This window comes from Arthrobacter zhaoxinii (assembly GCF_024385505.1).
Lineage (GTDB): Bacteria > Actinomycetota > Actinomycetes > Actinomycetales > Micrococcaceae > Arthrobacter_B > Arthrobacter_B zhaoxinii.
Window position 1 is genome coordinate 492,422 of the sequence record NZ_JANFLT010000001.1, and the last position, 15,514, is coordinate 507,935.

Genomic DNA, 15,514 nt, shown 5'->3' on the forward strand with positions numbered 1-15,514 from the left:
ATCAGCAGGTTGATGATCTGCCTGCCTTCCCGGGCACAGCGCATCAACGCCCCCCACCCGGAACAGCCCAGACCCCCGACCACCCCCGAGGACCCCCGAACAACCGCCCGCGCCGGAACAGCTAGAGCTGCCCGAACGCATGATCCAGATCCGCGATCAGGTCCTCGACGTCCTCCAGACCCACCGACAGCCGAAGCAGGTTTTCCGGTACGGCCAGCTCGGTGCCCTTGACCGAGGCGTGGGTCATTTCCGAGGGGTAGTTCATCAGGGACTCCACCCCGCCCAGGGATTCGGCCAGCAGGAACAGCCGGGTGGCTTCAGCCACCTTCCGCGCCGCAGCCTCGCCGCCTTTGAAGGACACCGAAACCATGCCGCCGAAGTCCTTCATCTGGGCCTTGGCCAGGTCATGTCCCGGATGTTCTTCCAGCCCCGGATACAGCACGTGCTCCACGGCAGGCTGCTCCTTGAGCCACCGCGCCACGGCCGTGGCACTGGCCGAGTGCCGGTCCATCCGCACCGCAAGGGTCTTCAACCCGCGGGTGGTCAGCCAGGCCTCCATCGGCGCCGACACCGCACCGACAGCAAACTGGATGAACCCGATCTCCTCCGCCATGGCGTCGTCGTTCAGTATCACGGCACCGCCCACGGCGTCGGAGTGACCGCCGATGTACTTGGTGGTCGAATGCACAACGACGTCGGCACCCAACGACAGCGGCTGCTGCAGGTACGGCGAGGCAAAGGTGTTGTCGACAACCAGGATCGCGCCGGCGTCATGCGCTGCCTGGGCCGTTGCGGCAATGTCGCTGATCTTCATCATCGGGTTCGACGGCGTTTCCAGCCAGACGATCTTCGTGTTTCCGGCCGCGATGGCCGCCGCAACAGCCGCAGTGTCGGACATATCCACCGCTGCGTTGGTGATCCCCCACTTGCCCAGCACCTTGTTGATCAGCCGGTAGGTTCCGCCGTAGGCATCGTTGCCCAGGACGATGTGGTCTCCGGGAGCCAGCAGCCCCCGGATCAGGGCGTCCTCCGCTGCCAGGCCGGAACTGAAGGAGAAGGCGTGCTTTCCGCCTTCCAGCGCCGCGAGCTGTTCCTGCAGCGAATCCCGGGTGGGGTTGGTGCCGCGGCCGTACTCATAGCCGTTGCGCAGACCGCCGATGCCGTCCTGGGCATAGGTGGTGCTCTGGTACAGGGGCGGAATGACCGCTCCGGTGGTGGGATCCGGTGCCTGGCCCGCATGGATGGCGCGGGTGCTGAAGCTCGTCATGGTGTTCTCCTTGCGCCGGCCGGAGCCGGCAGATTAGTGCAAATACAGCGCCCCTGCGAAGGCGTGCCGGGGTTAGAGGCTCAAGTACGAAAGTAGGTCGTGCCGGGTCAGCATGCCAACGGCCGTGCCATCGGACGTAACCATCACGGCGTCGTCGTCCGTCAGTTTCGCGCGGGCGGAAGCTACTGTGTCTCCCGTCCCGACGAGCGCCGGACGCGGCCCCATATGCTCGCTGATCCGATCGGTGGGCTTGGCTTCGCCCCGGAAAAGCTTCTCCGTCAGCGAGCGCTCATCCACGGACCCGAGGACTTCACCCAGCATCACCGGAGGTTCCTGCGAGAGCACGGGCAGGCAGGAGACGCCGTATTCGTTGAGGATGGCAATGACGTCCCGCACCGTTTCGTTCGGGTGGGTGTGGACCAGATCCGGCAGCGAGCCGTCCTTGGTGGCCAGTACGTCGCGGACCGAGGCCTGTTCCCCGCCGTCCTGCAGGAAACCGTAGGAGCGCATCCAGTCGTCATTGAAGATCTTGCCCATGTAGCCGCGGCCGCTGTCCGGGAGCAGGACCACGACGACGTCGTCGGGCCCCAGCGAGCGCGCAGCTTCCAGGGCTGCCGTGACCGCCATACCCGAGGAACCGCCTACCAGCAGGCCTTCCTCGCGGGCCAGGCGGCGGGTCATGGCGAAGGAATCGGCGTCCTTGACCGCAATCACTTCATCCGGCACGGATGCGTCATAGTTGTCCGGCCACATGTCCTCCCCCACGCCCTCCACAAAGTAGGGGCGTCCCGTACCGCCCGAGTACACGGACCCGTCGGGATCGGCGGCGATCACGCGCACCGGACCGGAGTCCCGGCCGGCGGAGACTTCCTTCAGGTAGCGTCCGGTGCCGGTGATGGTTCCGCCCGTACCGGCACCGGCCACGAAGTGGGTGACCCGCCCGTCGGTGTCGGCCCAGATTTCCGGCCCAGTGGATTCGTAATGGCTGGCGGGTGCGGACGGGTTGGAGAACTGGTCCGGCTTGTAGGCCCCGTCGATCTCGCGCACCAGCCGGTCGGAGACTCCGTAGTAGGAGTCCGGGCTGTCAGGGGCAACCGCCGTCGGCGTCACCACTACCTCGGCACCGTAGGCCCGCAGGACATCCCGCTTCTCCACCCCTACCTTGTCCGGGGTAACGAAGATGCACTTATAGCCCTTCTGCTGGGCAACCAGCGCCAGGCCGACGCCGGTGTTGCCGCTGGTGGGCTCGACCACCGTGCCGCCGGGCAGCAGTTTGCCCTCACGCTCCGCAGTTTCAATCATCTTCACGGCGATGCGGTCCTTCACTGAACCGCCCGGGTTCAGGTATTCCAGTTTCACCAGAACGGTGGCACGGATGCCCTCGGTCACGTGGTGGAGCTTCACCAAGGGAGTGTTGCCGATCAGGTCCAGGACAGTGTTGGCATACTTCATGTGACCCACGTTACGTGCTCCTTCGGCCTGCGGCAGCGGGGATGGAACGCAGCGTAGCAAAAGCCACAGGCGGGCGGCCCGCCGTGCGGGCAGGAGTGGGGGCGGCGCGTGCAACCATAGTTGCATGTCCTTCACCGCCGCTGCTCCAGTGCGGTCTGTTCCAGCACCGTCTGTTCCGCTGCAACACGTTCCTGCGGCTCGGGATTCCGGCGCATCCGGCCCTGCGGGCCTGGTGCGTTACTGGGACTCCCCCGCCCCCTACTGCCTGCAGACCTCGCTGCGCATCCTGGTCCGCGGCAAGCAGGATCCGACCATCCGGCTCGGACCGGGCATTGCCTGGCTGACCTTCCTCACCCCGGAAGGCCCGGCCACCCTGAACCTGCGCGAGGAACCCGTGCCCGCCCCCGGTGCCCGCGTCCGTGCCTCCGCCTGGGGGCCGGGTGCCGAGTGCGCCCTGGCGTCGGTGCCCGCGCTGCTCGGTGAACAGGACGACTGGTCGGAGTTCGACGACGCCGCGTTCCTCGCGACGCTGCCCCGGATGGTCACGGAGACCCGACGGCGGAACCTCTCCCTGCGGCTGCCAAGCACCGGCCGTATCATGGACACCCTGATCCCGGTGGTGTTGGAACAGAAGGTGACCGTGCTGGAGGCCTACTACGCCTGGCGCTACCTCGTGACGCGTTACGGCGTGGACGCCCCCGGCCCGGCACCGGCAGGCATGAAGGCCGCGCCGGCACCGGAAACCTGGCGGCGGATCCCCAGCTGGGACTGGCACCAGGCACGGGTAGACCATTCCCGGTCCACCACCATCCTGCGGGCCTGTTCGCAGGCGTCGGCGCTCCAGCGGCTGGCGGACGCTCCCCTGGGCGAGGATCTGACCGCCAAGCTGTGTTCGGTTCCGGGGATCGGAGTGTGGAGTGCAGCGGAAATCACGCAGCGGACGCACGGGGCTCCGGATTCGGTGTCCGTGGGCGATTACCACTTGGCCGCGTATGTGGGCGCCGCCCTGACCGGACAGCGCACCGACGACGCCGGCATGCTGAAGCTGCTCGAACCCTGGCAGGGACACCGGCAGCGGGTGGTGCGGATGATTATGCTCAGCGGCTACCGCAAACCCACCTACGGACCCAAGCTCGCCCCGATGGACCATCGGCGGCGCTGAGGGTTCGTGCCCGGCGCTGAGGTGATCCCGGGACCCGGGGCCCGGGTCGGCGGCAACGAAATTCCACGCTCGCAGAGCTCACAGGAATATTAAAGCCGCCTCCTCCGGACCCCTCCCCCGCGAATGCCGACTCCGTCCCGCTACCTCTTACTCCCGCTTACTCCCGCATACCCGGTTCCTCCCGCCTCCTCCCACATACCCCGCATCCTCCCGCTAGGAGACCGCAGGGGTGGCGGTGCCCGCCAGTCCGCTGATTGCCTCCTCGCGCATCGCCACCTTGCGGATCTTGCCGGAGACCGTCATGGGGAAGCTGCCCCGGATCTGGACATAACGGGGAATCTTGTAGTGGGCCAGCCGGTCACGGCAGAACTCCGCAATGGCCGCCGCATCCGGTTCCGGTGCGCCGGGAACCGGAATGATGCATGCCATGAGTTCTTCTCCGTAGCGTTCGTCCGGAACGCCGATGACCTGGACGTCCTGGATTGAGGGGTGTGTGTAGAGGAACTCCTCGATTTCCCGCGGATAGATGTTCTCCCCGCCCCGGATAACCATGTCCTTGATGCGTCCCTCCACGCTGACGTACCCCTCGTTGTCCATCCGGGCCAGATCCCCGGTATGCATCCAGCGCTCGGAGTCGACAGCCAGCGCGGTGGCCTCCGGCTGGTTCCAGTAGCCCGCCATCACGCTGTAGCCACGGGTGCACAGCTCGCCGATTTCACCGTAGGGCACCTGCTTCCCGGTTCCGGGATCCACCACCTGGGTTTCCAGGTGCGGCATGGTCCGTCCCACGGTGCGGGTGCGGCGGGCCAGGGAGTCGCCGCGGCGGGTCATGGTGGAAACCGGAGACGTTTCGGTCATGCCGTAGCAAATAGCCACCTCGGCCATATTCATCTCGCCGATCACCCGTTTCATGACTTCCTCCGGGCAGGGCGAGCCAGCCATAACACCGGTCCGCAGCGAGGAAAGGTCGTACCGGTCGAAGTCCGGCAGCCCCAGTTCGGCGATGAACATGGTCGGCACCCCGTACAGGGATGTGCCGCGGTGTGTTTCGACGGCGGCGAGCGCCCGGCCGGCGTCGAAGGTGCGGGACGGAATGATGGTCGCGGCACCGTGCGAGAGGGCCGCAAGGTTGCCGATCACCATTCCGAAGCAGTGATAGAAGGGCACCGGAAGCACCACCCGGTCTTCCTCGCTGTAGCCCAGAAGTTCGCCGATGAAGTATCCGTTGTTCAGGATGTTCGAATGGGTCAGCGTTGCACCCTTCGGGAAGCCCGTGGTTCCGGAGGTGTACTGGATATTGATGGGATCGCCCGGCTGCAGCCCCGCCATCCGTTCGGCCAGTGCCGCCGCCCCCGGCCCGCCGGAGTCCCTTCCCTCCGCCTCCAGTGCCGCGAAGCTGCCGGCGCCGTCCCCGGACAGGAACACGAGCGTGTCCAGGCTGTCCCCGGTCTCGAGGGCGGACCGTGCCATGGCCTCATAGTCGTTGCGCTGGTCGCTCGGAGCGGTGAGCAGCATCCGCATTCCGCTCTGCTTCACCACGAAGTCCAGTTCAGCCTGCCGGTAGGCCGGATTCACGTTCACCAGAATGGCACCGGCCTTCGCAGTGGCGTACTGGGCAATGGTCCATTCCGCACAGTTCGGTGACCAGATGCCTACCCGGTCCCCGGCTTGGATGCCGCGCAGAAGCAGACCGACTGCAACGTCGCTGACCTGCCGGTCCAGTTCGGCGTAGGTCCAGGACCGGTTGGTGGGGACATCGATCAGCGCAAGAGCGTTTGGAAAACGGCGGGCGGTCGACACGAAGTTATCCCCGATGGTTTCCTCCAGCAGGGGACTCTGCGACGGGGATGCGGCGTATGAAAGCAAAGCAGACTCCTTTGGCTGCGGGACAGATGGCGGCAACGCTACCAACAGTTTGCTTCCCTGCGAAGGGAGCGCCCTGCACCCCGGTTTCCCTCAGAAGTCCTATGGTGGGGGAATGACTGAAGAAACCGATACCCCCATCAATCTCCGCGCCACCATGGTCCCGAACCCCGGCGAACACATGCGGGTGAAGCTGGCCCTGGACATCGCCATCGAGCAGGTACGGGAGGAACCGGGCTGCCTGCGCTACGAAATCATTGAGGACTCGGAGGCGGCCATTGTGCTGGCGGAACAGTGGGCCTCCCGCGAGGATCTGGAGCGCCACGCCCGCGGTGCCGCCCTCCAGGACCTGCAGGAATCCCTCAGCGCCCTGCTGGCCGAACCGCTGAAGGTGGAACAGGTCTAATCGACGTCAGTACGGGGTGATTGCCAGCCGGTAGATGGATTCCGGTTCCGCCCCGAACCGTTTCAGGACCGCGACCACCGCTTCCTCATGCTCCGCGTCCACCGCTGCATGCACCCGGAACCGCTCATCGAAATCGATCAGCCGCTTTTCGCTGCGGAAAGTATCGGTCCGGATCTTCCCGGAGTAGACAGCGGTGTCGGAGAGCTCCAGGGAGCGGGCGCCGGCCATCAGCAGTGCATCCCGCAGCCCGTCAACGCGCCCGGTGTTGACCACGGCGCTGATGACGTGGCTCGGTGCGGAGTGCCGGTCCGCACCCCCGGTACTCCCGTCCACCGCCGCCCGGCCGGCTGCCGTGGGCCGGGCACCGATTCCACTGAGTGAATATGCGGACGAGTCCTGCTGGACGTGGTCCAGATCCTCCTGTTCCTGGCCGGGTTCCTTCAGGCCCACCGTGCGGGAAATAACAACGGCACAGAGCCAGCTGAGCACGAAGGAGAAGAGCACCACGCTGACAATGGCCACCGTCTGGTGCCACAGCAGCGTTCCTCCGCCGCCGGAGAAGACGCCGTCATCGCTGGCCGCGTTTACCGTGCTGTCCGCAAAGAAGCCCAGCAGGAAGGACCCCAGCACACCGCCCACGAAATGGACGGCAATGACGTCCAGGGCGTCGTCGTAATGCAGGACGCTCTTGAGCCGCACCGCCAGCACGCACACGCAGCCCGCGATCAGTCCGATCAGCAGGGCCGCCCCGGTGCCGACATAGCCGGCGCAGGGCGTGATGGTTGCAAGGCCCGCAACTGCACCGGAAACTGCTCCTACCAGCGTGCAGTGCCCGGTGGTGATCCGCTCCACGATCAACCATGTGAGCATTGCGGCCGATCCTGCCACGTGGGTGTTGATCAGCGCCTGCGCGGCAATGTCATTGGCCTGCAGCCCGTCACCCGCATTGAATCCGAACCAGCCGAACCAGAGGATGCCTCCGCCCACCAGCATCAGCGGAAGGTTGTTGGGCGAGTTCCGAAGGGTGGGCCAGCCGCGCCGCCGGCCCACCACCAGCAGCACCGCCACGGCAGCGGCACCGGCGGAGGCGTGGACCACCATTCCCCCGGCCCAGTCCTGGGCGCCGAACTGGAACAACCATCCCTTGGGGTGCCAGAGCCAGCGCGCCACCTGCGGATATACCAGGATGGAGAACGCGGCAAGGAAAAGCACCCAGCCGCCGAACCGGAGCCTGCCGGCCGTCGCACCGGTGAGCAGCGCGGGAGTGATCACGGCGAACATCATCTGGTACGCCACGAAGGCCAGCGCTGGAATGGTCACGCCCGCCGCGACGGTGTGGAACTGCGGAGTATCCAGATCCAGGAGCGCAAAAGCGTCGAATTCACCGACTACGGAGTTGCCCCTGTTGCTGAAGGCCAGGGTGTACCCCACCAGGACCCAGGTCACCGAGATGATTCCGAGCGGGATGATGTTCTGCATCATCATGGTCAGGACGTTGCGGACCGGAACCATCCCTCCGTAGAAGAGGGCCAGGCCCGGGGTCATAAACAGCACCAGCCCGGCGCAGATCAATACCCACGCGGTGTCCGCCCCGTTCATTGAGCACTCCCGGGGGTGTCAGGTGTTCCAGTGCCGGCTCTGCCAGGTGTTCCGCTGCTGCCGCACATATGATTCCCGCTTCCAACTCCGCTTTTACAAGCCGTGGGCGTTCGAGTGGCGGAGGCCCGGAAAGCTGTGCCGGCCGGGACCCCGGACCAATCGAGCGTACCGCCGGGCTGAGAGGCACCAGAAGTGCACAGGCGCAAACGGCAGACGGCAGGACCGATTCCGTCTCGGTCCTGCCGGCTGTGCTGCTGCTCATCGGTCCTCCTGCGGGAGGAGGGCCCGCGGGCTAGTGGGAGCCCACCATGCCGTTCGGGTCAATGACGTACTTCTTCGCCACACCGGCATCAAACTCGCGGTAGGCCTCCGGTGCCTGGTCCAGGCTGATCGGAGTGGCGCTCACGGCCTTGGCGATCTGCACCTTGTCATGCAGGATCGCCATCATGAGCTCCCGGTTGTACTTCATCACCGGACACTGCCCGGTGGTGAAGGACAGCGACTTGGCCCAGCCCGCCCCCAGGTTGATGCTCAGCGACCCCTTCTGTGCAGCCTCATCGACGCCGCCCGGGTCACCGGTGACGTACAGTCCCGGAATGCCCAGCGCTCCGCCTGCGGCGGTGATGTCCATCAGTGAGTTCAGCACCGTGGCCGGCGCTTCGCTGCTTGAACCGGCACCGTGCCCGCGGGCCTCGAACCCCACTGCGTCCACCCCGCAGTCCACTTCCGGCACACCCAGGATCTGTTCGATCTGGTCCCGCGGGTCCCCCAGCGAAACGTCCACGGTTTCGCAGCCGAAGCTCCGGGCCTGGGCCAGCCGTTCCTCGTTCAGGTCGCCCACGATCACGGCGGCGGCGCCCAGCAGCTGTGCCGAGACGGCTGCGGCAAGGCCTACCGGACCCGCGCCGGCGATGTAGACGGTGGAGCCCACACCCACGCCGGCGGTGACTGCGCCGTGGTAGCCGGTGGGGAAGATGTCGGAGAGCATGGTCAGGTCAAGGATCTTCTCCATGGCTTGGTCTTTGTCCGGGAACCGCAGCAGGTTCCAGTCCGCGTACGGCACCAGGGCATACTCGGCCTGGCCGCCCACCCAGCCGCCCATATCGACGTATCCGTAGGCACTGCCGGGACGGTCGGGGTTCACGTTCAGGCAGATGCCGGTTTTGCGTTCCTTGCAGTTGCGGCAGCGGCCGCAGGAAATGTTGAACGGCACCGAAACCAGGTCGCCCACCTTGATGAACTCCACGTCCGATCCGGTTTCCACCACTTCCCCGGTGATCTCATGACCCAGGATCAGGTTGGGCGGCGCCGTCGTCCTCCCGCGGACCATGTGCTGGTCGGATCCGCAGATGTTGGTGGTGACCACCTTCAGGATGGCGGCGTGCGGGAGCTTGCGTCCGACGTTGGCCGGGTTCACACCCGGACCGTCCTGCAGTTCAAAGGTCGGGTAATCGATGTCCTGGACTTCAACTACACCCGGTTCAAGATAAGCAATGCCTCGGTTGGAACTCATTGCGGCCTCACAGTCGTTTCGTCATCGTTGACGTCCCCGCCGGGATGCTCCCTGCGGTGCGCCCTGTGGAAGCGACATTACAGCGGGTGCAGGGGTGGCGCTACCGGTGGACCCGGCGGATTTCCACCGGCAGGAGCACCGGCAGAAAGCGCCTTAACGCACCCAGGGAGGCATCCTTTGACGGATGCCTCCCTGGCGAAGGAACGGGCGGAGCTAGGCCTGCTTGGCCTGTCCGTTGGAGCCTGCGGCTGCCTCGCGCTCCTGCGCGGCAATCTGCTCATGCACGGCCTTCATGTCCAGGCCCTTGACTGCTTCCACCAGTTCGCTGAACTGGCTGGCGTTGAGGGCGCCGGGCTGGGAAAACACGAGCACCTTTTCCCGGAATGCCATGAGGGTGGGGATGGAGGTGATGCCGGCGGCAGCTGCCAGACCCTGCTCGGCCTCGGTGTCCACCTTGGCAAAGGTGATGTCGTCGTGCTGCTGCGATACGGAGTCGTACACGGGTGCAAACTGCTTGCAGGGACCGCACCAGTCCGCCCAGAAGTCCACGAAGACTATGTCATTTTCCTCGATGGTCTCGGGGAACGTTGCTTCGGTGATGTCGATAGTAGCCATGGTTCAACGCTAACCGGGCTTGCAGGCATTGTCTGTAGCTGTTCGCTGACCGGTGAAGCCCGCTCAGGCGCCGGGAAGCTTCGTGAGCCGGCGGATCACCGGCAATGCGGCTGAGAGTGCGGCCCGTTCCTCGCTGCTCAGCTGTTCCAGCAGCGCTGCCATCAGCGCGGTCCTGCTGCCGTTGGCTTCCCGGAGCGACTGCTCCCCCTTCGGCGTCAGCGTCACCCGCACACCGCGGGAATCATGGGGGTCCGGGCTGCGCTTCAACAGGCCTGCCCCTTCAAGACGGATGATTTGCTCCGTGGCACTGGGGACCTTCACCCCGAGGTTGCGGGCAATCCCGCTCACCCGCGTCCCCTCGCCGGCGGCCATCTTCATGATGCTGACCTGCGTGGCGCTGATATCGGTGTCTGCATCCATGTTGCGGGCAATGTACAGTGCCAGCCGGAGGGATTCGCGGAATTCCTCGGCGAGCTCATCCAGGGCGGGATCGCTAGTCATATTTAGGGAGCCTAATATCTAGGAGTTTTCGGCGCAAGGTCCCCGGGACCTGAAAAACCCGCCCCCACCAGTGGTGAGGACGGGTTTGTCGGTGGCAGATACTGGATTCGAACCAGTGAAGGCGTTGCCAGCTGATTTACAGTCAGCCCCCTTTGGCCGCTCGGGTAATCTGCCGAGCGTCTTCAAGCGAAGACGTTGTCCGCAGCGGCTGCGGACAAGACAACTTTACCGAAGATTTTCCAAAGTTACGAATCGGGCCCCAAATGCTTTCCGCAAGGAGTCCCGGGGCCCCCTTCCACTGTCTTTTTTGAGGCCCTTCCGCGGCTACAGTCCCCGTGCAATCCGGCCCTCGAGCTGCGCATAGAACCGGTCCGCCTGCGCCTGGGTCACCGAGCCCCAGGCCACGGCGTTTCCCAGATCCGTGCGGATCCCGGCGAGCCGTTCCCGGGTCCCCTCGTCGACGTCGGCGACTGAAGAACCGCAGTCCACCAGGGACGAGACAGGACAAATGGCTGCCCGTGCCGGCGGAGCGCCGATGACTCCGAGTCCGGCGGCCGAAGCTGCAGCGAGGAATGAACCGGCCGCGGCAGTACGGAGACGGACGGCGGCGGGACGGCGGGGACGCGATGCGGTGCCGGGATAGTTTTCCACCCCCTCACCTTTCCCCGCATCGATGTGACGATGCCGGGTGTTGGCTGGGCGGATCCTGTGAGCAGGGCGCCATCGGTGCCCGGACCTACTACGCTAAGTAGCAGGAAAAGTCACCAACTTAGAGGAGTCCCGAAATGGCCAGTGAGTCCACGTTCGACGTCGTCAGCAAGATCGATAAGCAGGAAGTGGCCAATGCGCTGAACCAGGCGCAGAAGGAAATTGTCCAGCGCTACGACTTCAAGGGCGTAGGGGCCGAGGTGGACTTCAGCGGCGAGAAGATCCTGATGAAGGCCAACTCCGAGGACCGGGTGAAGGCGGTCCTGGACGTCCTGCAGTCCAAGCTGGTCAAGCGGGGCATCTCCCTGAAGTCCCTGGATGCCGGCGAGCCGTTCGCCTCCGGCAAGGAATACCGGATTGAGGCCTCCATGAAGGAGGGCATTGCCCAGGACCAGGCGAAGAAGATCAACAAGCTGATCCGCGACGAAGGCCCCAAGGGCGTCAAGTCCCAGATCCAGGGCGACGAGCTCCGGGTCAGCTCCAAGTCCCGCGACGACCTGCAGGCCACCATGGCCCTACTCAAGGGTGCGGACCTCGAAGTGGATCTGCAGTTCATCAACTTCCGCTAGGTCCTATGCGTATCGCCTAGTCAGACGCAGATTACTGTGCCTCAGTCCGCACAGAGTCCGCAGGACCGTCGAGGACCGCAGCCATGAGAGAGTCGGCTGCGGTCCTCGTTTTATCCTCAGCGGTCGGCCACAGGTGGGTATAGATGTCCAGCGTGATCGACGGCTGAGAATGTCCCAGGGTCCTCTGTACCGTCGCCACATCACAGCTGGACGCGATCAGTGCGGAGGCAAAGAAGTGCCGCAGGTCATGCAGCGTGAACTCACCCATCCCGCAAGCCTCGCGGACTTCCCGCCAGTAGTACCCGGCCATCCCTCGGTTCCATAAGTGGCCACCCGTCGAGAAAAGCCACCCTTCATCGCCGTGAACACCTACTTGCTCCACATGCTGCGCGATCATTTCTGTGAGCCGCGCCGGGATGTACACAACACGCTCGGAGCCGTGCTTCGGGGCGACAACTTCGGCCTTCTTCCGATTCTCTCCCTGCACCTGCCGGCTGACCTTGAGGGTCCGGCGCAGGAAGTCGATGTCTCCAACCTGGAGTCCGGAGGCCTCACCAAGCCGCAGGCCGGCGAAAGCACAGACTCCTATGTAGGCACGGAACCACTCTGGCGCCGCATCCAACGCAGCCGCAACCTGAGCGGTGGTCGGGATAGTCATCGCAACTTCCGGACGGCGCTCCCTCGGCAACTTGATGTTGTCCGATGGATCCAGCACGATTACTCGGTCCGCTACGGCGCCCTTGAAGGCGGATCGCACCAGGTTGTAGCGGACCTTGACTGTGGCCGGGGACAATCCAGACTTTCGCGTCTCCGCGGGGAGCGTCATCGACTTAACCCAGGCTTGAACGTGCGACGGCATGATCTTCTTCATCTGCACGTCAGCGAAGGTTGTGGACTGCAGCGCCTGAGCTGCGGACAACTTTGTCCCTCGCGACCAGATCTGACGTTCTTCCCACTGCGTGAACCATTGGGCGAAGGTGATAGTCCCCGCCTTGGGATCCACATAGGTTCCCGTCACGACAGACGCCGTCACTTCATCGAGCCACCGCTGCGCGTCAATTTTTCGGGGGAAGTGCTTGGCATGCTCCTTGCCCGCTTCGTCGCGGTAGCGGGCCCGCCAGTGCCCGTCAGGGCGTTTCTTGATACTTGCCACGGAGCATCTTCCTCATTCCATTCTCAGCAGTAGGCCGTGCATCGATATCGAGGCTTCTCAGATGCTCCCGGTCTGTCTCCGTGCACTTGCCCACGGAGTCATCCCATTCGTCTAGCAGGTTCTGAATGTCAGCCTCGTATTCAGATACTTCAAGCCTGAGATCTTCCAGCCTTTCGAGCCGGGTGTGAAAGGTAGTGAGAAGCGAACCTAAGTGGGAAGCGGTGGCCGACTCCCGATCCAAAGGGAGCAGAGACTGCACCGGAATGCCGAAAGTGGCTGCAATCACGGCCGCCTCACTTATCGACGTCGGGCGGTCTCCGCGCTCGATCTTCGCAACCATCGTCTGCGTTGCGTTTATGCCGTTTGCCGTTAGCGACTTCGCCAAGCCCTCCTGCGTCCACTGATTCGCCACGCGAAACTTCCGCACGGATTCCCCAAAGGTCCGCCTGGCTAGGTCAGCAAGATTATTCTCAACATTCTCCATGGGACTAAGACTACATTCCCCAAACGCTTGACACCATCCCCAACTGTGGGCAATAGTAGTCCCGTGCGGACTACACGGGTAGTTCGCTTACGACTAGCAGAGAGTGAACCGATGGAGACAGTAATAGCCATGAAGCTACTCACCCTGAACGAGGTGGCAGAGATGCTGCGGAAGTCCCCCGCGCAGATTCGCTGGATGATCCATTCAGGTACCGCGCCGAAATCAGCCCTGATCGGCGGGCGCAGAATGTTCCGCGAGTTCGAGGTTATGGAATGGCTGAACGCAGCCTTCGAAGCAGACGGTGCCGCATGAGAGCACCGGCCCCTCTGACTCCCGAGCTAATGCTCGTGGCGCGTTGCTCAGAATGCGGGGCGCCAATGATCAGCCCCAAGTCCGTCTCGACCGGCATCGGCCCGAGATGCCGAGACAAGCAGAAAAACAAAAGCGGCCTGGACACTCCCGCCAAGAAGCTCGTCCAGACCGCCAACCAGTCCCACAGATAGGAACAGATTCACTCATGATCACAGTACACACCGCCGCCGAGGATGCCCAGATCAGCGCCTTACAGGCACTAGGTATCTACACCGTCACCGACCTGTGCCGCTACGCCGATGCCCACGGTGCGAAGCCCGCAGACATCCTCAGGACAGCCAATGTGTAGGGCCAGCACTCCGATGCCCAACCCGCACGAGGACTACTACAACTCGATCCCCGATATGCGGAATGAGATGCGTAAGACCATCCGCAGCAGCATCGAATGGGTTGACGTCCTGATCCACCGCCAGAGTCCGAACAGCGCATACGTGCCGATGAGAACTGAGGGCCCATAGATTGACAGACCAGACGCACACAGAAACCAAGCGTCTCCTCCTGACCCCAGCCAGCCTGATCAAGAGCCGCCGGCAGAAGTGGTTTTGGGAGCCCTACAAGGGTTCGGGTGTTATCCCTCTTGGGACGGGGACCATAGCTGCGGGGCAGGGTGGGGAAGGTAAGACAACATTCATGCTGCACTTGGCCGCACAACTCACCCGCGGCCTGCTGCCTGGAGACCTCCATGGAACCAAAGGAGCGGTGATCATCATCGGGCCGGAGGACGACTGGGAAACGGTGATGATTCCCCGGCTGACCGCTGCCGGCGCGGACCTGGACCGGATCTACAAGATCGAGGTGCAAACCACCTTCGATGAATACACCCGGCAACGCTCCCTCCGCTTCCCGCTGGACATGGACAGCATTCGAGAAGCCCAGCACGAGACCGGTGCCAAGCTGATCATCCTGGATCCCGCGCCATCGCTCATGCACGGGGACATGAACAAAGTCCAGGACGTCCGGGAAGCCTACGAGCCCCTCATGGCACTGGCTCAGCAACGTGAAGTCGCCATGGTCCTGATCAACCACTTCGGAAAGGGCGCCGGCAGCGTCTCCGCGAAGCTCTCCGGCTCCCATGCCTGGCGGGACCTCACCCGCTCCTACCTCGCCTTTGCCAGCGACCCGGACACCGGGGAGCGCGTCTTCAGCCAGGACAAGAACAACTACGCCGAGTCCAAGGGCAGCTATAAGTTCATCCTCGAATCGGTGAACGTCCCGACCGATGACGGTGACGTGACCAGCGTCGCTAAGGTCAATTTCCTTGGAGAGACGGATACCAGTGTTTCGGACCTAATCAACAGGGAGCCGGGAGGCGAGGACGAACAGGACGACAGGAACGCGGCCCAGGCCTTCGTAGCGGACTTCATCCGAGACCGCGACGGATGGGAGGCCCCTGCTGCCGAAGTCCTGAAAGCGGGTAAAGCGGCTGGGTTCACGGACAACGAAATCAAGCACGCCCGGAGAAGGTGCCGCAATCCGCGGATCGCCAGTGTCAAAAGCTCCTTCGGATCCGGGTGGGTCTGGCAGATGGAGACCGAAGGTGCCACCCAGCAGCCCGAAGGTGCCGAAGGTGCCAAGGTGCCATGCACGGAGACCATGGGCACCTTCGTGGCTCCTTCGACCCAAGGTGCCGCCAAGGAGCTTGCGCCTGTAGGAGTGGCACCTTTGGCACCTTCGGCACCTTCGCAGCCCACGGAGGCAGAGATCCGACGCCTCAGCATGCTCCTCCCCAAGACCGCGACTGAGGTTCAGATAGCCATGAAGGCCTCCCCGGAACATGCTGCAGGGCTCTATTCCTGGTTCCTGGCAAGCCGGAAGAAATCAGCATGATGCGCAGCTACTCGAAGGAAGGG

17 protein-coding genes and 1 tRNA gene are annotated in these 15,514 nt (G+C 64.1%); 7 read left to right on the forward strand and 11 right to left on the reverse strand.

Annotated elements, in window-relative coordinates; all coding sequences use genetic code 11:
• Positions 1-121 precede the first annotated feature (121 nt).
• Entirely contained in the window at positions 122-1,267 is a 1,146-nt protein-coding gene (locus NNX37_RS02275) for a cystathionine gamma-synthase (protein WP_255790614.1), read from the reverse strand.
• 72 nt (positions 1,268-1,339) lie between these two features.
• The gene (locus tag NNX37_RS02280; RefSeq protein WP_255790900.1) at positions 1,340-2,719 is read right to left on the reverse strand and encodes a cystathionine beta-synthase; all 1,380 of its coding nucleotides are present in this window, start codon (positions 2,717-2,719) and stop codon (positions 1,340-1,342) included.
• A gap of 124 nt (positions 2,720-2,843) precedes the next feature.
• Here NNX37_RS02280 and NNX37_RS02285 point away from each other — a divergent pair, with 124 nt between their 5' ends.
• Complete coding sequence (locus NNX37_RS02285) at positions 2,844-3,881, forward strand: DNA-3-methyladenine glycosylase family protein (protein WP_255790616.1); 1,038 nt, start codon at positions 2,844-2,846, stop codon at positions 3,879-3,881.
• A 213-nt stretch (positions 3,882-4,094) separates the two neighbouring features.
• On the opposite strand, the gene NNX37_RS02290 is transcribed toward NNX37_RS02285, so the two are convergent.
• Positions 4,095-5,747 (reverse strand): AMP-binding protein, encoded by a 1,653-nt coding sequence (locus tag NNX37_RS02290; protein ID WP_255790619.1) that lies wholly within the window; start codon positions 5,745-5,747, stop codon positions 4,095-4,097.
• A 112-nt stretch (positions 5,748-5,859) separates the two neighbouring features.
• Between NNX37_RS02290 and NNX37_RS02295 the strand changes: the two genes are divergently transcribed.
• Positions 5,860-6,150 carry a putative quinol monooxygenase gene (locus NNX37_RS02295; RefSeq protein ID WP_255790621.1) on the forward strand — a complete coding sequence of 97 codons (291 nt, stop codon included), beginning with the start codon at positions 5,860-5,862 and terminating at the stop codon, positions 6,148-6,150.
• Between the two features lie 6 nt (positions 6,151-6,156).
• On the opposite strand, the gene NNX37_RS02300 is transcribed toward NNX37_RS02295, so the two are convergent.
• From NNX37_RS02300 to NNX37_RS02325, 6 genes are all read right to left on the reverse strand, one after another.
• Positions 6,157-7,749: an ammonium transporter gene (locus tag NNX37_RS02300; protein WP_255790623.1), complete on the reverse strand. Its 1,593-nt coding sequence runs from the start codon at positions 7,747-7,749 to the stop codon at positions 6,157-6,159.
• Between the two features lie 292 nt (positions 7,750-8,041).
• Complete coding sequence (gene fdhA / locus NNX37_RS02305) at positions 8,042-9,262, reverse strand: formaldehyde dehydrogenase, glutathione-independent (protein ID WP_255790625.1); 1,221 nt, start codon at positions 9,260-9,262, stop codon at positions 8,042-8,044.
• Between the two features lie 213 nt (positions 9,263-9,475).
• Complete coding sequence (trxA, locus tag NNX37_RS02310; RefSeq protein WP_146360930.1) at positions 9,476-9,877, reverse strand: thioredoxin; 402 nt, start codon at positions 9,875-9,877, stop codon at positions 9,476-9,478.
• A gap of 63 nt (positions 9,878-9,940) precedes the next feature.
• Complete coding sequence (locus NNX37_RS02315; protein WP_255790626.1) at positions 9,941-10,378, reverse strand: MarR family winged helix-turn-helix transcriptional regulator; 438 nt, start codon at positions 10,376-10,378, stop codon at positions 9,941-9,943.
• A gap of 92 nt (positions 10,379-10,470) precedes the next feature.
• A tRNA-Tyr gene (locus NNX37_RS02320) sits at positions 10,471-10,552 on the reverse strand.
• 150 nt (positions 10,553-10,702) lie between these two features.
• Complete coding sequence (locus NNX37_RS02325; protein WP_255790627.1) at positions 10,703-11,029, reverse strand: hypothetical protein; 327 nt, start codon at positions 11,027-11,029, stop codon at positions 10,703-10,705.
• Positions 11,030-11,163: 134 nt separating this feature from the next.
• On the opposite strand from NNX37_RS02325, the gene NNX37_RS02330 reads away from it, so the two are divergent.
• A complete protein-coding gene (locus NNX37_RS02330) occupies positions 11,164-11,655 on the forward strand; it encodes a YajQ family cyclic di-GMP-binding protein (protein ID WP_146360925.1) in 492 nt (163 codons plus the stop codon).
• Positions 11,656-11,686: 31 nt separating this feature from the next.
• Here NNX37_RS02330 and NNX37_RS16470 read toward each other — a convergent pair whose 3' ends face one another.
• Together NNX37_RS16470 and NNX37_RS02340 are read right to left on the reverse strand one after the other, a co-directional pair.
• Positions 11,687-12,808: a tyrosine-type recombinase/integrase gene (locus tag NNX37_RS16470; RefSeq protein ID WP_255790629.1), complete on the reverse strand. Its 1,122-nt coding sequence runs from the start codon at positions 12,806-12,808 to the stop codon at positions 11,687-11,689.
• Entirely contained in the window at positions 12,783-13,292 is a 510-nt protein-coding gene (locus tag NNX37_RS02340) for a helix-turn-helix transcriptional regulator (protein WP_255790630.1), read from the reverse strand. The genes NNX37_RS16470 and NNX37_RS02340 overlap by 26 nt, the downstream gene beginning before the upstream one ends.
• Before the next feature lie 111 nt (positions 13,293-13,403).
• Between NNX37_RS02340 and NNX37_RS02345 the strand changes: the two genes are divergently transcribed.
• From NNX37_RS02345 to NNX37_RS02360, 4 genes are all read left to right on the forward strand, one after another.
• On the forward strand, positions 13,404-13,604 hold the full coding sequence (locus NNX37_RS02345) for a helix-turn-helix transcriptional regulator (RefSeq protein ID WP_255790632.1): 201 nt from the start codon (positions 13,404-13,406) through the stop codon (positions 13,602-13,604).
• A 205-nt stretch (positions 13,605-13,809) separates the two neighbouring features.
• Positions 13,810-13,953, forward strand: a complete 144-nt coding sequence (locus NNX37_RS02350; protein ID WP_255790633.1) for a hypothetical protein — start codon at positions 13,810-13,812, stop codon at positions 13,951-13,953.
• 13 nt (positions 13,954-13,966) lie between these two features.
• Positions 13,967-14,122: a hypothetical protein gene (locus tag NNX37_RS02355; RefSeq protein WP_255790635.1), complete on the forward strand. Its 156-nt coding sequence runs from the start codon at positions 13,967-13,969 to the stop codon at positions 14,120-14,122.
• A 1-nt stretch (position 14,123) separates the two neighbouring features.
• A complete protein-coding gene (locus NNX37_RS02360; RefSeq protein WP_255790637.1) occupies positions 14,124-15,491 on the forward strand; it encodes an AAA family ATPase in 1,368 nt (455 codons plus the stop codon).
• Positions 15,492-15,514 lie beyond the last annotated feature (23 nt).